Source organism: Citrobacter sp. Cpo103 (assembly GCF_030332605.1).
GTDB classification, from domain to species: Bacteria; Pseudomonadota; Gammaproteobacteria; order Enterobacterales; family Enterobacteriaceae; genus Citrobacter; species Citrobacter portucalensis.
In genome coordinates, this window is the sequence record NZ_JAOWHO010000032.1 from 73,182 (window position 1) to 92,599 (window position 19,418).

The following is a 19,418-nucleotide window of genomic DNA, read 5'->3' on the forward strand; positions in this document are numbered from 1 at the left end:
CCTTAACGTTTCGCCTGCCAGATACGAGCCTGATAATCGCGGATGGAGCGATCCGAGCTGAACATGCCGCAACGCGCGGTATTCAGAATCGCCGCCCGGGTCCAGGCGTCCTGGTCACGATACAACACGTCAACCTGCTTCTGAGCTTCAACGTAGGCCGCGAAGTCCGCCATCACCAGATACGGGTCGCCGCCCTGCTTGCCGATACTGTGCAGCATCTGGTCAAAGGCATGCTTGTCGCCATCGCTGTATTTCCCGCTTTCCAGCTCTTTCAGGACAGCATCCAGCACTTTGTCTTTTTTACGCCATTTCACCGGGTCGTAGCCTTTAGCTTTGAGCGCCTTCACCTCTTCCACAGTATGACCAAAGATAAAGATATTCTCGTCACCCACCTTCTCGGCGATTTCGACGTTTGCTCCATCCAGCGTACCTACGGTTAACGCACCGTTCAGAGCCAGCTTCATGTTACCGGTGCCGGAAGCCTCTTTCCCTGCGGTTGAAATCTGTTCAGAGATATCCGCCGCCGGAATCAGCATTTCCGCCGCCGAGACACAATAATCCGGCAGGAAGACGACCTTCAGCTTGTCGCCGACTTTCGGGTCGTTATTGATGGTTTGTGCAACCTGGTTGATGGCGAAGATGATATTTTTCGCCAGGTAGTAACCCGGAGCAGCTTTTGCGCCAAACAGGAATACGCGCGGCACGCGATCTACCTGCGGGTTCTCACGGATTTCTTTGTACAACGCCAGAATATGCAGCAGGTTCAGGTGCTGGCGCTTGTACTCATGCAGACGTTTAATCTGAATATCAAAGATAGCGTTAGTCGTTATTTCAATACCGGTACGCGCTTTAATAAACTTCACCAGGCGCTCTTTGTTCGCCAGTTTGATGTCACGATACTGCTGGCGGAACTTCGCGTCGTCGGCGTATTTTTCCAGATTGATCAGCTGATCGAGATCGTTAGCCCACTCTTTTTTCAGCGATTTATCCAGCAGCGCGGCAAGCGCCGGGTTGCACTGCTTAATCCAGCGGCGCGGAGTAATCCCGTTGGTGACGTTATGGAATTTGTTCGGCCAGAGCTGGTGATATTCCGGGAACAGATCTTTCACCACCAGATCGGAGTGCAGCGCCGCCACACCGTTGACCGCAAAACCGCTGACCACGCACATGTTGGCCATACGCACCTGTTTACTGTGCACCACTGCCAGCTTCGCCCAGACTTCAGCATCACCCGGCCAGGTTTTATCAACCAACGTCTTAAAGCGGTCGTTAATTTCTTTGATGATTTGCATGTGGCGCGGCAGGAGTGCTTTCACCAGTTTCTCATCCCAGCACTCTAACGCTTCCGGCATCAGGGTGTGGTTGGTGTAAGCGAAGGTCTTGCTGGTAATCGCCCACGCATCGTCCCAGCTCATCTGGTGCTCATCAATCAGCACGCGCAGCAGTTCAGGGATCGCGATAGTCGGGTGAGTATCGTTAAGTTGAATGACTTCGTAATCAGCCAGTTCGTGCAGCTTACGCCCTGCCAGATGATGGCGGCGCAGAATGTCGGCTACGGAGCAGGCGCACTGGAAGTACTGCTGCATCAGGCGCAGCTTTTTACCCGCGGTGTGGTTATCGTTCGGGTACAGCACTTTCGTCAGTTTTTCAGCGTCGATGCCCTGCTGCTCTGCGCGCAGGAAATCGCCGTCATTAAATTTAGTCAGGTTAAACGGGTGCGCATGGCTGGCCTGCCACAGACGCAGCGGTTGCGCTACGCCGTTACGGTAACCGAGAACCGGCAGATCCCATGCCTGGCCGGTGATGGTAAACCCTGGCTCCCAGTGCCCTTCTTTGGTGACCTTGCCACCAATCCCAACCTGCACATCCAGCGCCTCGTTGTGACGGAACCACGGGTAGTTGCCACGATGCCAGTCATCCGGGGCTTCCATCTGTTGGCCATCGGCAAACGACTGACGGAACAGGCCGTACTGGTAGTTGAGGCCATAGCCCGTCGCCGACTGGCCGACTGTCGCCATCGAATCAAGGAAGCAAGCCGCCAGGCGTCCCAATCCACCGTTACCCAACGCCGGATCGATCTCTTCTTCCAGCAGGTCTGTCAGGTTGACGTCATGCGCTTTCAGCTCATCGCTCACCACCTGATACCAGCCGAGGTTGAGTAAATTGTTGCCGGTCAGGCGACCAATCAAAAACTCCATCGAGATGTAGTTAACGTGACGCTGATTTTTTGCCGGTTTTGCCGCAGGCTGGGCGCTGAGTAACTCAGCCAACGCCCCACTCACTGCCTGCCACCACTGGCGCGACGTCATTTCTTGAGCCGACAGTAAACCGAAGCGCTGCCACTGACGCGTCAGGGCAGCCTGAAATTGATCTTTGTTGAAAGTAGGCTGTGACATAGGGGTTCCAGATCCTTAGGTAATAAAACAACGTTATCGCTAGTTTGCCTGGCTCGTTGTTGACATTCCTCATCCTGGCACGGATTAGGGAGGGAGGAGGAGCGGGGATGAGCATAAAAGTGTGATCTCCGCCACTTAAAGGGGAGGTAATTGCCCGTAAATTCGCGCAAACCCCGCATAACGCTCTTCGAATGACGCATTAGTAACAAAGGATTAATCGACAATATCAAATAGCGATATGACGATGAGAAACAATGTGTAAATAGGGAAATAGTTTCTAACCTGAAATATCTGTGCCCGATAAGATAATTCACATAAAACTTTTAAGTCGGCCACAAAATTCGGTGATATTCATTAGCTATTTGAGTAACCATATAAAAAGAGAGGGATTTTTCGACACAGTCAAAATTACAACGGATCCAGTTGCCACGCCTGTTGCGACTCTTTAAAGCATTTATTGCAATAGATGTATAGATTTGTGACATAGTGCAAAATCAGACACACAAAAAGTCCGCTTAGCTTGCATAAAACACCAATCTGGCCGATCTTATATCTATTAATTACGAAGCGCAAAAAAAATCATTCTTCCCTATTTTCACACAGTGAAGTGACTAACTTATGTTGATTCCGTCTAAATTAAGTCGTCCGGTTCGACTCGACCATACGGTGGTTCGTGAGCGCCTGTTGGCTAAACTTTCCGGCGCGAACAATTTCAGGCTTGCCCTGATAACAAGTCCTGCTGGTTATGGAAAAACGACGCTGGTTTCACAATGGGCGGCAGGGAAAAATGATTTAGGCTGGTATTCTCTGGATGAGGGCGATAATCAGCAAGAGCGCTTTGCCAGTTATCTGATCGCCGCTATCCAACAGGCAACAGGTGGACACTGCACCACCAGTGAAGCAATGGTGCAAAAACGTCAGTACGCCAGCCTGACGTCACTGTTTGCCCAGCTATTTATCGAACTGGCCGAGTGGCACCGCCCGCTCTACCTGGTAGTAGATGATTATCATCTGATCTCTAACCCGGCCATTCACGAAGCGATGCGTTTCTTCCTGCGTCACCAGCCTGAGAACCTCACGCTGGTCGTGCTGTCGCGCAATCTGCCGCAACTGGGTATTGCCAACCTGCGGGTACGCGATCAACTGCTGGAGATAGGCAGCCAACAGCTGGCCTTTAACCATCAGGAAGCCAAACAATTTTTCGACCGACGTTTGTCCTCTCCCATTGAAGCGGCAGAAAGCAGCCGGATGTGCGATGACGTTGCTGGCTGGGCCACGGCGTTACAACTGATCGCCCTTTCCGCCCGCCAGAACAATCATTCCGCGCACCAGTCAGCACGACGCCTCGCGGGGATCAACGCCAGCCATTTGTCCGATTATCTGGTTGATGAAGTGCTGGACAGCGTCGACCTCGGCACCCGTCACTTCCTGCTGAAAAGCGCCATTCTGCGTTCCATGAACGATGCGCTAATCGTCCGCGTTACCGGGGAAGAAAACGGCCAGATGCGGCTGGAAGAAATTGAGCGCCAGGGGTTATTCCTGCAGCGGATGGATGACGTTGGCGAGTGGTTCAGCTATCACCCGCTGTTTGGCAGCTTTTTACGCCAGCGCTGCCAATGGGAGCTGGCGAACGAACTGCCCGAAATACACCGCGCCGCCGCCGAAAGCTGGATGGCGCAAGGCTTCCCCAGCGAAGCTATCCACCACGCGCTGGCAGCCGGCGACGCCCATATGCTACGCGATATCCTGCTTAATCATGCGTGGGGACTGTTTAATCATAGCGAGCTGACGTTACTGGAAGAGTCGCTGAAAGCCCTGCCGTGGGAAAGCCTGCTGGAAAATCCGCGTCTGGTTCTGTTGCAAGCCTGGCTGATGCAAAGCCAGCACCGCTACGGAGAGGTTAACACCTTGCTGGCGCGCGCAGAGCAGGAAATGAAAGGCGACATGGAGCCGACACTGCACGCCGAATTCAACGCTTTACGGGCGCAGGTAGCGATTAACGACGGCAACCCTGACGAAGCCGAACGCCTGGCGAAACTGGCCCTGGATGAGTTACCCATCGCCTGGTTCTATAGCCGGATCGTCGCCACCTCGGTGCACGGCGAAGTCCTGCACTGTAAGGGCGATCTCACGCGCTCTCTGGCGTTAATGCAGCAAACCGAGCAAATGGCGCGTCATCATGACGTCTGGCATTACGCGCTGTGGAGTCTTATCCAGCAAAGCGAAATTTTGTTTGCCCAGGGCTTTTTACAGGCCGCCTGGGAAACTCAGGAAAAAGCATTCCAGCTGATCAAAGAGCAGCACCTGGAACAGCTGCCGATGCACGAATTCCTGGTACGTATTCGCGCACAACTACTGTGGGCATGGGCGCGTCTGGACGAATCAGAAGCCTCTGCCCGTAGCGGTATTGAACTGCTTTCCACTTTCCAGCCGCAGCAACAGCTACAATGTCTGGCGCTGCTGGTTCAGTGTTCACTGGCACGGGGCGATCTCGATAACGCTCGCAGCCTGCTCAACCGCCTGGAAAACCTGCTGGGTAACGGTCACTATCACAGCGACTGGATCTCCAACGCCGATAAGGTGCGGGTGATTTACTGGCAAATGGTGGGCGACAAAAACTCGGCCGCCAACTGGCTGCGCCACACGCCAAAACCAGAATTCGCCAATAACCACTTCCTGCAAAGCCAGTGGCGCAACATCGCTCGCGCGCAAATCCTGCTCGGCGAGTTTGAACCGGCTGAGATTGTGCTGGAAGAGTTGAATGAAAATGCGCGCAATCTGCGCCTGATGAGCGATCTGAACCGTAACCTGTTGCTGCTTAATCAGCTCTACTGGCAGGCAGGGCGCAAAAATGACGCCCAGCGTGTGTTACTCGACGCCCTACAGCTGGCGAACCGCACCGGATTCATCAGCCACTTTGTTATCGAAGGCGAGGCCATGGCGCAACAACTGCGTCAGCTGATTCAGCTCAATTCCTTACCGGAACTCGATCAGCACCGCGCCCAGCGCATTTTGCGTGAGATTAACCAGCACCACCGCCATAAATTTGCCCACTTCGATGAAGGGTTCGTTGAGCGTCTGCTTACTCACCCGGAAGTGCCGGAGCTTATCCGCACCAGCCCGCTGACCCAGCGCGAATGGCAGGTTCTGGGACTGATTTATTCGGGCTACAGCAACGAGCAGATCGCCGGAGAGCTGGCCGTCGCGGCAACGACCATCAAGACGCACATCCGCAATTTGTACCAAAAGCTCGGCGTCGCACATCGCCAGGATGCGGTGCAACATGCGCAGAAGCTGCTGAAGATGATGGGGTACGGCGTTTAGTTAATGCCTGATACGCAACGCTTATCAGGCCTGGAATTACCTTAGCACAGCTCTAACTGGATATGATGGTCAGCAATCACCTGCATCACACCAGCAGGCGGCAGCGTGTCGGTATACACCGCATCCACCATGCTGATGCTGCCCATATTAACCATCGCGTTACGCCCAAACTTCGAGTGGTCCACCACCAGCATCACATGCCGTGAATTCTCAATGATCGCGCGCTTGGTGCGAACTTCGTGATAATCAAACTCCAGCAGGGAACCGTCGCTGTCGATGCCGCTGATCCCTAAGATGCCGAAGTCCAGACGGAACTGAGAAATAAAGTCGAGGGTCGCTTCGCCCATAATACCGCCGTCGCGGCTACGCAGTTCACCACCGGCGAGGATTATGCGGAAATCCTCTTTCGCCATCAGCGTGTTCGCCACATTGAGGTTGTTGGTCACAATACGTAAATTGCTGTGATTAAGCAGCGCGTGAGCCACCGCTTCCGGCGTAGTTCCGATATCAATAAACAGCGTTGAGCCGTTCGGGATTTGCGTGGCAACTTTGCGGGCAATGCGCTCTTTTTCCGCAGTCTGCGTCGCTTTACGGTCATGCCACGGGGTGTTGACCGAGCTGGATGGCAACGCCGCGCCGCCGTGATGGCGCAAAATCATGTTCTGATCGGCCAGATCGTTAAGATCGCGGCGAATCGTCTGCGGGCTGACGGAGAAATGCTCCACCAGCTCTTCAGTACTGACGTATCCCTGTTTTTTTACCAGCTCGATGATCGCGTCATGTCGTTGTGTTTGCTTCATTATGGTTCCCTGAAATTTTGCCGGATGCGCTGACGCTTATCCGGCCTACAAATTGGTCCAAACGCACACCGCCTTCCGGCACCACAAAACTTGAGTCAAGTTCGTTTTCGTACATTTATAGTATCGGCAAACGCCATTGCCAGACCCACGGCCAATCCGGCGATATGAGCGCCATTCGCCATCGACATGCCGAATAGATCAAACCAGCCGGCAACAATCCAGATCAAAGCAAAGATAATCAAACCACGCTGCAGGAAAATACCGCTTTGCGGATCGCGCTCGCCGCGCAACCACACGTAGCCCATCAGCGCATATACCACGCCAGACAGTCCACCAAACCACGGGCCGCTAAATTTCTGCTGAACATAGCCGCTCAACAGGGCGCTGATCACGGTAATTACAATCAGTTTTCCACTGCCCAGACGCTTTTCAACCGCACCGCCGAGATACCACCACCACAACAGGTTGAACAGAATATGCATCAGCGAGAAGTGCATAAAAGCGTGGGTGAAATAACGCCAGAATTCAAATTTCAGCGAAGGATCAAACGGCCATGCCAGCCAGAGCATCACCGCCTGGTCGCCCAGCACGTTCATCGCAATAAACACCAGCACACACGCGGCCATCACCAACCAGGTTACCGGACCTGCGCGTTCGCGCAATGTGGCCAGGAACGGATAACGTTGGTAGTGCAGACCGCTGTCGGTCTGACCCGACTGCCAGCTTGCCGCGAGGTAGCGCGGATCGCCCGGATTCTCCAGAAATCGCGCCAGTTCAGCATGCACGCGCTCGGCCTGGGACTCATCCGCCAGCCAGACATCCGTTTGCTGATGTTGTTGAATCGTCAGGATAACGCCTTGTGTCGCCATATAATCAACAAATGCCTGCGCCACGCGGGGGTTAGCAAAAGAGGTAATCATCAACATGGTTGCTGTCGCTTCATCCACACAAAAGAGGACAGTATATATACCCTTCTTACTTCGAGCTGCATCTTTGTTGGCTTTCCTCGCTCACTCCGGTCACGTACTGTTCGTACGCTCCCGGAGATTCGCTGCGTCGCCGTCGCGATGCAACTCGAATTAATTTGGGTATAGCCTTACGAACCGTATGCCACTTCTGCCGGAAAATGTCGATGCCAGGCGTCGAAGCCGCCGTCAACGCTGTAAACCGCGTCATAGCCCTGCTGAAGAAGATATTGCGCCGCGCCTTTACTGCTGTTGCCGTGATAACACATCACCAACACGGCGGTGTCGAAATCATGCTCGCGCATAAATGACCCCAGCGTGTCGTTCGTCAGATGAAACGCCTGCGGGGCATGACCCATGGCATAGCTTTGCGGATCACGGATATCCACTAACACCGCGCTCCCCTGATGCAGCTTCTGATGCGCTTCTTCGACATTAATACATTCAAACTGATCCATTGCTCTCTCTTCTTTATATGGCAGGTGACGCTTTTCGGACATGTTACTGCTTAGTGTACGTCCCGACGGCAGTTAAACGCCATAATGTTATATGTATCACTGTAAATTGTTTATCCGATGTTACCAATGGCGCGATTCTTTGCTATTATGCTCGATAACGAACATTAATGAGCTATAACGAAAGTGCGAGAGGCCAGCATGGAAACCAAAGATCTGATTGTGATAGGTGGAGGCATCAACGGTGCCGGTATCGCGGCAGATGCCGCTGGACGCGGTTTATCCGTGCTGATGCTGGAAGCGCAGGATTTAGCCTGCGCCACCTCTTCCGCTAGCTCCAAACTCATCCACGGTGGCCTGCGCTACCTGGAACACTACGAATTTCGTCTGGTAAGCGAAGCGCTGGCCGAACGTGAAGTGCTGTTGAAAATGGCACCGCATATCGCCTTCCCGATGCGCTTTCGTCTGCCCCACCGCCCGCACCTGCGTCCGGCGTGGATGATCCGCATTGGTTTGTTTATGTACGATCATCTGGGCAAACGCACCAGTTTGCCAAGTTCTACCGGTTCGCGTTTTGGCGCAGATTCCGTAATGAAACCTGAGATTGTGCGCGGTTTCGAATATTCTGACTGCTGGGTAGACGATGCGCGACTGGTTTTGGCAAACGCCCAAATGGTCGTACGCAAAGGCGGAGAAGTATTAACCCGCACTCGCGCCACTTCTGCTCGCCGTGAAAACGGTTTGTGGATTGTTGAAGCTGAAGATATCGATACCGGCAAAAAATACACCTGGCAGGCGCGTGGCCTGGTCAACGCCACCGGTCCGTGGGTGAAAGAGTTCTTCGACGACGGTATGCACCTGCCATCGCCGTACGGCATTCGCCTGATTAAAGGCAGCCACATCGTTGTGCCGCGCGTACATACCCAGAAGCAAGCTTATATTCTGCAGAACGAAGATAAGCGTATCGTGTTTGTTATCCCATGGATGGACGAATTCTCGATCATCGGGACGACAGACGTTGAATACAAAGGCGATCCGAAAGCAGTGAAAATTGATGAAAGCGAAATCAATTACCTGCTGAAGGTCTACAACGCGCACTTTAAGAAACAACTGGGTCGTGATGATATCGTCTGGACTTACTCGGGCGTGCGTCCGCTGTGCGATGACGAGTCTGACTCACCGCAGGCGATCACCCGTGATTACACGCTGGATATCCACGACGAAAACGGCAAAGCGCCGCTGCTGTCGGTCTTTGGCGGTAAGCTGACGACCTATCGTAAGCTGGCTGAGCACGCGATGGAAAAACTGGCATCGTACTATCAGGGAATTGGTCCGGCGTGGACGAAAGAGTGCATTCTGCCTGGCGGCGACATTGGCGGCGATCGCGAAGATTACGCAGCCAAACTGCGCCGTCGATACCCGTTCCTGACCGAGTCGCTGGCACGCCATTATTCTCGCACCTACGGCAGCAACACCGAATGGGTCATCGGCGAAGCCACCTCGCTTGCCGAGTTAGGTGAAGACTTTGGCCATGAGTTTTATGAGGCCGAGCTGAAATATCTGGTCGATCACGAATGGGTTCGTCGCGCGGAAGATGCGCTGTGGCGTCGCACGAAAGAAGGTATGTGGCTGAACGCTGAGCAGCAGTCACGCATGACCCAGTGGCTGGCGGAGTATATCGAGAAACACCAGCTGTCGCTGGCGTCGTAAGCAAGTACACGAACGTAGGCCGGGCAAGCGAAGCGCCCCAGGCAACGAGCGCCCTGTAGGCCCGGTAAGCGTCATCGCTATCGGGCCTTTTGCCGGATGGCGGCTAGCGCCTTATCCGGCCTACAGGTAGTCCTATCCCTTATTACAACCGCACCGAATCAATATGCCAGATGTTTTCGGCGTACTCTTTGATCGTCCTGTCCGACGAGAAGTACCCCATGTTGGCGATATTAATCATCGACTTGGTGGTCCACTCTTCCGGGTGACGATACAGTTCATCAACCTTATCCTGGCAATCAACGTAGCTGCGATAATCCGCCAGAACCTGATAGTGGTCGCCAAAGTTAATCAGCGAATCCACCAGGTCACGATAGCGTCCCGGCTCCTCAGGGCTGAACACCCCGCTGCCAATCTGCGTCAGCACCTGGTGCAGCTCTTCGTCTTTCTCATAATACTCACGCGGCTTGTAGCCCTGGCTGCGTAAAGCCTCGACCTCTTCCGCCGTATTACCAAAGATAAAGATATTTTCTGCGCCCACATGCTCCAGCATCTCAACGTTGGCACCGTCCAGCGTCCCGATGGTCAGCGCGCCGTTAAGAGCAAATTTCATATTACTGGTACCGGAGGCTTCGGTCCCGGCCAGAGAAATCTGCTCAGACAGATCGGCAGCAGGAATAATCACCTGCGCCAGGCTGACGCTGTAGTTGGGGATAAACACCACTTTCAGCTTGTCGCCAATTTGCGGATCGTTGTTGATCACTTTCGCGACGTCGTTGATCAGGTGAATGATGTGTTTCGCCATGTAATAAGCAGAAGCCGCTTTACCTGCGAAGATATTCACACGCGGTACCCACTCAGCGTCAGGATCGGCCTTAATGCGGTTGTAGCGGGTAATCACATGCAGCACGTTCATCAACTGACGTTTGTATTCGTGAATACGCTTTATCTGCACATCAAACAGCGATTTCGGGTTCACCACCACGTTCAGCTGCTGGGCAATAAGCGTGGCCAGACGCTTTTTATTCTCCAGCTTCGCGCGGCGCACCGCCTGATTTACCAGCGGGTAATCGCAGTGCTGCTCAAGCTCACTGAGCTGGCTGAGATCGGTTCGCCAGGTGCGGCCAATGTTCTCATCCAGCACTTCAGAGAGCGACGGGTTGGCCAGCGCCAGCCAGCGACGCGGCGTCACGCCATTGGTGACGTTGCAAAAACGAGTCGGGAAAATCTTCGCAAAATCAGCAAACAGTGACTGCACCATCAGGTTGGAGTGCAGCTCGGAAACGCCGTTAACCTTGTGGCTCACCACCACCGCCAGCCATGCCATACGCACACGACGGCCGTTAGATTCATCGATAATCGACGTCCGCCCCAGCAGAGCGGTATCGTTCGGATACTGTTCCTGTAACGTCTTCAGGAAGTAGTCGTTGATTTCAAAGATGATTTGCAGATGGCGCGGCAAAATTTTGCCCAGCATATCGACAGGCCAGGTCTCCAGCGCTTCGCTCATCAAAGTGTGGTTGGTATACGAGAAGACCTGGCAGCAGACCTCAAACGCATCGTCCCAGCTGAACTTATGCTCATCGATCAGCAAACGCATTAGCTCTGGGATCGACAGCACCGGATGGGTGTCGTTGAGGTGAATGGCAATTTTATCCGCCAGGTTGTCGTAGGTTTTGTGCAACTGGTAATGACGGCTCAGAATGTCCTGCACCGTGGAGGAGACCAGGAAATACTCCTGGCGCAGCCGCAGTTCACGTCCTGAATAGGTGGAGTCGTCCGGGTACAATACGCGGGAGACGTTCTCGGAGTGGTTTTTATCTTCCACCGCCGCAAAGTAGTCGCCCTGGTTAAATTTACCGAGATTAATCTCGCTACTGGCCTGGGCATTCCACAGACGCAGCGTGTTGGTGGCGTCGGTGTCGTAGCCGGGGATAATCTGGTCGTAGGCGACCGCGAGGATCTCTTCGGTTTCTATCCAGCGCGTTTTCTTACCTTCCTGCTGAATGCGCCCGCCAAAACGCACTTTGTAGCGCGTGTTGTGGCGTTTGAATTCCCACGGGTTACCGTATTCCAGCCAGTAGTCCGGCGACTCTTTCTGGCGGCCATCAACAATGTTCTGCTTGAACATGCCGTAGTCATAACGAATACCGTAGCCGCGTCCCGGCAATCCCAGCGTTGCCAGAGAGTCCAGAAAGCAGGCCGCCAGGCGCCCGAGACCGCCATTGCCAAGACCCGGGTCGTTTTCTTCGTCGATCAGATCTTCAAGATCCAACCCCATTCCTTCCAGCGCATTTTTGACATCGTCATAAATGCCCAGCGATAACAGTGCATTGGAAAGCGTGCGGCCAATCAGAAACTCCATAGACAGGTAATAGACCTGACGAGTTTCCTGAGATAATTGCGCACGGTTAGAACGCAGCCAGCGCTCCACGAGACGGTCGCGCACCGCGAACAACGTGGCGTTCAGCCACTCATGTTTATTGGCAATGACCGGGTCCTTACCAATCGTGAACATCAGCTTATAGGCAATAGAATGCTTAAGTGCCTCTACGCTGAGTGTGGGCGATGCATAAGTAAATGGAGCATTCATATAGGTGATTCCTGGATATCTATTTCAAGCGATAGTAAAGCTCACGGTATGACTTCGCCGCGACTTGCCAGCTAAAATCCATGGTCATGGCCTGACGTTGTACAAACCGCCAAAGCGAAGGCCGGGACCACAATACGAAAGCACGCCGGATCGCGCGTAACAGCGACCAGGCATTACTATCTTCAAATACAAACCCACTGGCGATACCGTCCGCCAGGTTTTCCAGCGAACTGTCAGAGACTGTATCAGCCAGCCCACCGGTGCGCCGCACCAGCGGCAGCGTGCCGTACTTCAGTCCATACAACTGCGTTAAGCCACACGGCTCAAAACGGCTGGGAACCAATATCACATCGGCCCCACCCATGATGCGGTGCGAGAAGGCTTCGTGATAGCCGATCTGCACACCCACCTGTCCTGGATGTTCCGCCGCTGCGGCGAGGAATCCTTCCTGTAATACCGGATCGCCCGCGCCTAGCAATGCCAGCTGTCCACCCTGCTCTAACAACCCCGGCAGCGCTTCCAGCACCAGATCCAGCCCTTTTTGACTGGTCAGACGGCTCACCACAGCAAACAGCGGTACTTTATCGTTGACCTTAAGTCCCATCGCTATCTGAAGCTGACGTTTGTTTTCTGCCTTCTCCTCCAGCGTGTCGCGCGTATATCGCGATGCCAGCAGGAGATCGGTTTCCGGGCTCCAGATTTTTTCATCAACGCCGTTCAGCACGCCGGAAAGGCGCCCTTCGCGATGACGTTGCTGCAACAGACCTTCCATGCCGTAGGCAAACTGCGGCTCGGTAATTTCCCGCGCGTAGGTCGGACTGACCGCCGTAATGTGGTCGGCGTAGTACAACCCTGCCTTCAGAAACGAAATCTGCCCGTTAAACTCCAGTCCGTGCACATTAAAGAACGACCATGGCAATTGGATGTCATCCATATGCTTTGCATAAAACATGCCTTGATACGCCAGGTTGTGGACGGTGAACACCGATTTCGCCGGATGGCCGCGCGCCGCCAGATACGCCGGAGCCAGACCCGCATGCCAGTCGTGCGCATGCACCACATCCGGGCGCCAGAATGGGTCAAGGCCACAGGCCATTTCACAGCCAACCCAGCCCAGCAATGCAAAACGCTGCACGTTATCGGTATAAGCAAACAGGTTAGTGTCGTGATACGGGCTACCGGGGCGGTCATAGAGATGCGGCGCGTCAATCAGGTAAATACCCACGCCGTTGAAATGCCCGAACAGCAGCGTGATACGTCCGGCGAAGGTATCCCGACGCGTCACTACCTGCGCATCGGGAATGCCGCGACGAATATCAGGAAACGCCGGGAGCAGCACGCGGGCATCCACGCCGTCCGCTATTTGCGCTGCGGGTAACGCCCCAATAACATCCGCCAGTCCCCCGGTTTTTAACAGGGGGAACATCTCTGAACAAACGTGTAAAACCTGCATTATCGCTCCTGTTTGATCTGCAGTTTGCGTAGCATTTCACGCGTGACCAGCACAATACCTTCCTCTGAACGGTAGAAACGACGCGCATCTTCTTCCGCGTTTTCACCAATCACCATGCCTTCGGGAATAACGCAGGCGCGGTCGATAATGCAACGACGTAAGCGGCACGAACGTCCCACCCACACTTCAGGTAACAACACTGCCGAATCAATGTTACAGAATGAATTCACCCGCACTCGCGGGAACAGAACGGACTGCACCACCACCGAACCTGAAATTATGCATCCGCCAGAAACCAGCGAGTTCAGCGTCATTCCGTGGCTGCCGGAACGGTCCTGAACAAATTTCGCCGGTGGCAGCGATTCCATGTGCGTACGGATTGGCCAGTCCTGGTCGTACATGTCCAGTTCAGGCGTCACCGAAGCCAGATCGAGGTTCGCCTTCCAGTAGGCCTCCAGCGTACCCACGTCACGCCAGTACGGCTCGGATTCCGGGTCAGACTGCACGCAGGACAACGGGAATGGATGCGCATACGCCATGCCAGCTTCGGTGATTTTCGGGATAATGTCTTTACCGAAATCGTGACTGGAGTTTTCATCAAGGTCATCTTCTGCCAGCAATTCATACAGATAATCGGCGTTGAAAACGTAGATCCCCATACTGGCAAGAGATTTGGTCGGGTCGCCAGGCATCGCTGGCGGGTTGGCGGGTTTTTCAACGAACTCGATAATTTTATCGGTGTCGTCCACGTCCATCACGCCAAACGCGCTGGCCTCTTCAATAGGCACTGGCATACAGGCCACGGTGCAACGCGCACCTTTCTCGACGTGGTCGATCAGCATGCGTGAGTAGTCCTGCTTGTAGATATGATCGCCCGCGAGGATCACCACATATTCCGCTTTATAGCGTCGAATGATGTCCAGGTTTTGGGTCACCGCATCCGCCGTGCCGCGATACCAGTTTTCACCCTGCATTCTCTGCTGGGCAGGTAGCAGATCGACGAACTCGTTCATCTCTTCGCTAAAGAACGACCAGCCGCGTTGAATATGCTGCACCAGCGTGTGGGACTGGTACTGAGTGATCACGCCAATACGGCGGATCCCGGAGTTAATACAGTTGGATAAGGCAAAATCGATAATGCGGAACTTACCGCCAAAGTGCACAGCAGGTTTGGCACGTTTGTTGGTTAAATCTTTTAAGCGGGTACCGCGGCCACCGGCCAGGATCAGGGCAACAGATTTTAATGGCAGCTGGCGCGCCAACATTACACGATCGTTCTTCTCTAAACTCACCATGACTAACTCCTTTTTTATCTTCTCTGGAACACACACAGTCCGTGCGCAGGTCCCTGCCAGACAGCCGTAAGCACCGGATTATCCTCTCCGGCAAATGGGGGAACGGCGCACCATCCCCCTTCAGGTAAAACGATATCTGTCACCTCAAGCGTGGCATTTATTGCAATCAGAAAACGGTCTGAAAGCAGGATTTGCATCTGCCTCGGGCCGTTTTGCCACTCATCCGCACTTAAGGGTTGTGCGTACTTATTCAGCCAACGAACATTGCCATCGCCCTCTTCCCACCAGCGATCACCCGTTAATGCAGGAATTTGCTGACGAAGATGGATCAGGGCTGCGGTAAATGTGGTTAGTCCGCTGTTTGCCTGCTGCCAGTCCAGCCAGGTTAGGACGTTATCCTGGCAGTAAGCGTTATTGTTGCCGTGCTGGCTATGACCATGCTCATCGCCCGCCAGCAACATCGGCGTCCCCTGGGAGAGCAACAGCGTGGTTAACAGCGCATGAATGCTGTCGCGCCGCCGCTCAATCAGGTCCAGCGTGCCGCCTAATCCTTCTTTACCATGATTGTCGCTGTAGTTATTGCTAGTGCCGTCGCGATTTTCCTCACCATTCGCTTCATTGTGCTTATTTGTGAAGCACACACAGTCGCGTAGCGTAAAACCGTCGTGCGCAGTCACCAGATTGACCGTCGCGCTGGGTTTGCGACCATTGCGTTTAAACACGTCGCTTGATGCGGCAAAACGCCCGGCAAACTCACCCAACGAGAGATTACGCTGGAGCCAGAAGCGTCGGGTCGCATCGCGGAAATGGTCATTCCACTCGGCAAACGGCGGAGGGAAATTCCCCACCTGATAGCCGCCTTCACCAATATCCCACGGTTCCGCAATCAGCTTAACGCGTGAGAGCTGCGGACAGTTTTGGATCGCGGTAAACAGCGGCGCATCCTGACGAAACGCAGGTGTACGCCCCATGACGGAAGCCAAATCAAAACGAAAACCATCCACATGGCAGGTTTCAACCCAGTAGCGCAGGCATTCACATGCGTATTCCACAACGCCGGGATGGCTCAGATTGAGGGTGTTCCCACAACCGGTCCAGTTGTAGTAATCACCATCGTCCCTGATCCAATAATAGCTACGGTTATCAATTCCGCGCAGCGAGAAGACGGGGCCTTCGAGATCCAGCTCGGCGCTGTGGTTCAAAACGATATCGAGAATGACCTCAATCCCCGCTTTGTGCAGCGCTTTTACCGCATCGCGAAACTCATCAAGCGCACTCTCCGGCGAACAGGCATAGGCCGGATGCAGCGCGAACATCGCTACCGGGTTGTAGCCCCAATAGTTCGACAGCCCCAGCCGCTGAAGCCGTGGTTCGCTGGCAAAATGCGCCACCGGCAGCAGCTCCAGCGCGGTAATGCCGAGGCGCTTGAAGTAATCGATCATCACTGGATGGCCCAGCGCTTTGTAGGTTCCGCGAATCTCTTCCGGCAGCTCAGGATGCAAATACGTCAACCCTTTGACATGCGCTTCGTAAATCACGGTATTGCCCCACGGCGTGCGCGGCGGGGCATCATCCTCCCAGTCATAATGATCGGACACCACCACGCCCTTCAGCGCGATGGTGGCATTATCATGATGATCCGGTTCATTTAGCCCACCGTGCAGCAGCGGGTTATCTTTTAACTCGCCATCCACCCGACGGGCGCAAGGGTCAAGCAGCAGCTTGGCCGGATTAAACCGGTGGCCCTGCTGCGGTTGCCATGGGCCATGAACACGATAGCCATAGCGCAGACCGGGCCGGGCGTTGGCCAGATAGCCATGCCAGACATCACCGCTACGCCCCGGCAGGTCATAGCGAAGTTCGCACCCTTGCTCATCGAATACGCATAATTCAACGCGTTCAGCGTGGGCCGAGAAGAGTGTGAAATTGACACCATGGCCGTCATACGTTGCACCATGGGGGGTGGCGTTGCCGGTTGCCAGTTGCGTCATTACCCCTCCCGGACCAGCCAAATCGTTGCCAACGGCGGTAACGTGAGGCTCAGTGAGTGCTGACGACCATGGCTGGCGATTTCATCGCTGTGCACCGCACCGCCGTTACCGGTATTGCTGCCGTGGTAATGCATCGAGTCGGTATTGAGGATCTCACGCCATTTGCCTGGCTGATTGATACCGAAGCGATAGCCGTGGCGGGGCACAGGCGTAAAGTTACTGACCACGATGATTTCATTGCCGACCTTGTCACGACGCACGAAAGCCAGCACCGAACGTTCATTGTCATCTACCACCAGCCACTCAAAGCCATAGGCGTCAAAGTCGAGCTCGTGCAGCGCTTTGTGATGACGGTAGGTGTGGTTCAGATCGCGCACCAGACGCTGTACGCCGTGGTGCCAGTTATCGCCACCTTCCAGCAGGTGCCAGTCGAGGCTGGCGTCATGGTTCCATTCACGTCCCTGCGCAAACTCGTTGCCCATAAACAGCAGTTTTTTGCCCGGGAAGGCCCACATCCAGCCGTAGTAGGCGCGCAGGTTGGCAAACTTCTGCCATGCGTCTCCCGGCATGCGATCGAGAATAGATTTTTTACCGTGTACCACTTCATCATGCGACAGCGGCAGGACAAAGTTTTCGGTGTAGTTGTACAGCATGCCGAAGGTCAGCTTGTCGTGATGGTACTGACGATGAATCGGGTCCAGCTTCATGTAGTCCAGCGTGTCGTGCATCCAGCCGAGGTTCCACTTATACCAGAACCCTAAACCGCCCATATCCTGTGGTCTTGAAACGCCGGCAAAGTCGGTGGACTCTTCCGCCATGCTCACCGCGCCCGGAACTTGCTCGCCAAGAATGCGGTTGGTATTGCGCAAAAACTCAATGGCTTCAAGGTTTTCACGACCACCAAATTCGTTTGGGATCCATTCCCCTTCTTTGCGGCTGTAGTCGCGATAAATCATCGACGCCACGGCATCCACGCGCAACGCGTCGATCCCAAAACGTTCAATCCAGTACAGAGCATTACCCACCAGGTAGTTGCTGACTTCACGGCGACCGTAGTTGTAGATCAGCGTGTTCCAGTCCTGGTGATACCCTTCGCGCGGGTCGCTGTGCTCATAAAGGTTAGTGCCATCAAACTCTGCCAAACCAAAGTCGTCCGATGGGAAATGGCCCGGCACCCAGTCGAGAATGACGTTCAGCCCCGCCTGATGCGCGGCATTCACGAAATAGCGGAAATCATCGCGAGTCCCGAAGCGACGGGTCGGCGCATACATGCCGGTAGGTTGGTAACCCCAGCTACCGTCGAACGGATGCTCGTTAATCGGCAACAGTTCGAGGTGGGTAAAGCCCATCCACTTGGCGTAAGGCACTAACTGATCCGCCAGCTCGCGGTAGCTCAGCCAGAAGTTGTTATCGGTATGACGACGCCATGAACCCAGATGTACTTCATAGATAGAGATCGGCGCATCAAACTGATTGGCTTTTTTACGCTCCTCGCTTTGCACCACTTTTTCCGGCAGACCGCAAATAAGTGACGCGGTTTCCGGGCGCATTTGCGCTTCAAACGCGTAAGGGTCGGCTTTAATCCGCAGCTTACCGTTGGCATCGATCATCTCGTATTTATACAGCTGACCATGCTGCGCACCGGGGATAAACAACTCCCAGATACCGCTTTCTTTACGCAGGCGCATCGGGTGGCGACGGCCATCCCAGTAGTTGAACTGACCAACCACCGAAACACGCTGGGCGTTGGGTGCCCAGACGGAGAAACGCGTACCGGTGACGCCATCCATGGTATCCGCATGCGCACCCAGCGTTTCGTAAGGTCGCAGATGCGTACCTTCAGATAACAGCCATGCATCCATATCCTGGATCAGCGGACCAAAACGATAAGGGTCATCAATCAGATTCTGCTGTCCATGCCAGACAACGGCCAGCTGATAGCGAAAGAAATTTTTACGGCGGGGAAGTACTGCACAGAAAAAACCGCGAGAGTCGAGGCAATCCAGCTTGCCGACTTTGCGTCCGGTTTTGGGTTCGATCACCCACACTTCGGTGGCGTCAGGTAATAGGGCGCGGACTTCGAGTCCAGCATCAGTTTGGTGCATACCGAGTACGGAAAAAGGATCCGCAAAATGGCCTGCAATTAGCGCATTAATCACGTCTCTATCGATACGAACGGACATGGTTGTCATCCTGTTTTATGGTGTCACCCCTTCCAACTGATTTTCGACATCAGGTAGTGACACTTTTTTTGACCTGAACGGCGCAGCACAATTGTGCATCCTCTCTGCGTCGTCCCACCTTCAGGCAACAACTTAATACCTCCGGTACTAAGTCACCCTTAAAGAATAGCCAATGCTTTATCTTACTCCTGGTAAAAAATGAAACATCTGCGCTTACTCCTGTATTACGCAAAAAAAGGGGTGATTCCTCACCCCT

The 19,418-nt window shown here is 54.1% G+C and carries 11 protein-coding genes; 2 read left to right on the forward strand and 9 right to left on the reverse strand.

The window, feature by feature from the left end; genetic code table 11:
* Positions 1–2 precede the first annotated feature (2 nt).
* The gene (gene malP / locus OGX89_RS13060; RefSeq protein WP_126956383.1) at positions 3–2,396 is read right to left on the reverse strand and encodes a maltodextrin phosphorylase; all 2,394 of its coding nucleotides are present in this window, start codon (positions 2,394–2,396) and stop codon (positions 3–5) included.
* A gap of 618 nt (positions 2,397–3,014) precedes the next feature.
* On the opposite strand from malP, the gene malT reads away from it, so the two are divergent.
* Positions 3,015–5,720: an HTH-type transcriptional regulator MalT gene (malT, locus tag OGX89_RS13065; RefSeq protein ID WP_126956385.1), complete on the forward strand. Its 2,706-nt coding sequence runs from the start codon at positions 3,015–3,017 to the stop codon at positions 5,718–5,720.
* A 41-nt stretch (positions 5,721–5,761) separates the two neighbouring features.
* Here the strand turns inward: malT and OGX89_RS13070 are convergent, their stop codons facing one another.
* The 3 genes from OGX89_RS13070 to glpE all read right to left on the reverse strand — a co-directional run bounded on the left by OGX89_RS13070 (position 5,762) and on the right by glpE (position 7,943).
* On the reverse strand, positions 5,762–6,520 hold the full coding sequence (locus tag OGX89_RS13070) for a DeoR/GlpR family transcriptional regulator (RefSeq protein ID WP_003023499.1): 759 nt from the start codon (positions 6,518–6,520) through the stop codon (positions 5,762–5,764).
* A gap of 95 nt (positions 6,521–6,615) precedes the next feature.
* Complete coding sequence (gene glpG, locus OGX89_RS13075) at positions 6,616–7,446, reverse strand: rhomboid family intramembrane serine protease GlpG (protein WP_003827632.1); 831 nt, start codon at positions 7,444–7,446, stop codon at positions 6,616–6,618.
* Positions 7,447–7,616: 170 nt separating this feature from the next.
* A complete protein-coding gene (gene glpE / locus OGX89_RS13080) occupies positions 7,617–7,943 on the reverse strand; it encodes a thiosulfate sulfurtransferase GlpE (RefSeq protein ID WP_003827629.1) in 327 nt (108 codons plus the stop codon).
* A gap of 198 nt (positions 7,944–8,141) precedes the next feature.
* Here glpE and glpD point away from each other — a divergent pair, with 198 nt between their 5' ends.
* Complete coding sequence (gene glpD / locus OGX89_RS13085) at positions 8,142–9,650, forward strand: glycerol-3-phosphate dehydrogenase (protein ID WP_126956387.1); 1,509 nt, start codon at positions 8,142–8,144, stop codon at positions 9,648–9,650.
* Between the two features lie 142 nt (positions 9,651–9,792).
* Here the strand turns inward: glpD and glgP are convergent, their stop codons facing one another.
* From glgP to glgB, 5 genes are read right to left on the reverse strand one after another with little or no spacing between them, the layout of a single operon-like run.
* Positions 9,793–12,240: a glycogen phosphorylase gene (glgP, locus tag OGX89_RS13090; RefSeq protein ID WP_003827624.1), complete on the reverse strand. Its 2,448-nt coding sequence runs from the start codon at positions 12,238–12,240 to the stop codon at positions 9,793–9,795.
* A gap of 19 nt (positions 12,241–12,259) precedes the next feature.
* Positions 12,260–13,693 (reverse strand): glycogen synthase GlgA, encoded by a 1,434-nt coding sequence (gene glgA, locus OGX89_RS13095; RefSeq protein WP_003827622.1) that lies wholly within the window; start codon positions 13,691–13,693, stop codon positions 12,260–12,262.
* Complete coding sequence (glgC, locus tag OGX89_RS13100; protein ID WP_003827621.1) at positions 13,693–14,988, reverse strand: glucose-1-phosphate adenylyltransferase; 1,296 nt, start codon at positions 14,986–14,988, stop codon at positions 13,693–13,695. Before glgC ends, glgA begins: the two co-directional genes overlap by 1 nt.
* A gap of 14 nt (positions 14,989–15,002) precedes the next feature.
* Positions 15,003–16,979 (reverse strand): glycogen debranching protein GlgX, encoded by a 1,977-nt coding sequence (glgX, locus tag OGX89_RS13105; RefSeq protein ID WP_126956389.1) that lies wholly within the window; start codon positions 16,977–16,979, stop codon positions 15,003–15,005.
* Positions 16,979–19,162, reverse strand: coding sequence for a 1,4-alpha-glucan branching enzyme (gene glgB / locus OGX89_RS13110; RefSeq protein WP_003827616.1), 2,184 nt, complete (start codon positions 19,160–19,162; stop codon positions 16,979–16,981). Before glgB ends, glgX begins: the two co-directional genes overlap by 1 nt.
* Positions 19,163–19,418: the final 256 nt, after the last annotated feature.

Coding starts and splice junctions, on each gene's coding strand:
- malP (WP_126956383.1), bottom strand. CDS start 2,396: ATGTCACAGCCTACTTTCAACAAAGATCAATTTCAGGCTGCCCTGACG.
- malT (WP_126956385.1), top strand. CDS start 3,015: ATGTTGATTCCGTCTAAATTAAGTCGTCCGGTTCGACTCGACCATACG.
- OGX89_RS13070 (WP_003023499.1), bottom strand. CDS start 6,520: ATGAAGCAAACACAACGACATGACGCGATCATCGAGCTGGTAAAAAAA.
- glpG (WP_003827632.1), bottom strand. CDS start 7,446: ATGTTGATGATTACCTCTTTTGCTAACCCCCGCGTGGCGCAGGCATTT.
- glpE (WP_003827629.1), bottom strand. CDS start 7,943: ATGGATCAGTTTGAATGTATTAATGTCGAAGAAGCGCATCAGAAGCTG.
- glpD (WP_126956387.1), top strand. CDS start 8,142: ATGGAAACCAAAGATCTGATTGTGATAGGTGGAGGCATCAACGGTGCC.
- glgP (WP_003827624.1), bottom strand. CDS start 12,240: ATGAATGCTCCATTTACTTATGCATCGCCCACACTCAGCGTAGAGGCA.
- glgA (WP_003827622.1), bottom strand. CDS start 13,693: ATGCAGGTTTTACACGTTTGTTCAGAGATGTTCCCCCTGTTAAAAACC.
- glgC (WP_003827621.1), bottom strand. CDS start 14,988: ATGGTGAGTTTAGAGAAGAACGATCGTGTAATGTTGGCGCGCCAGCTG.
- glgX (WP_126956389.1), bottom strand. CDS start 16,979: ATGACGCAACTGGCAACCGGCAACGCCACCCCCCATGGTGCAACGTAT.
- glgB (WP_003827616.1), bottom strand. CDS start 19,162: ATGTCCGTTCGTATCGATAGAGACGTGATTAATGCGCTAATTGCAGGC.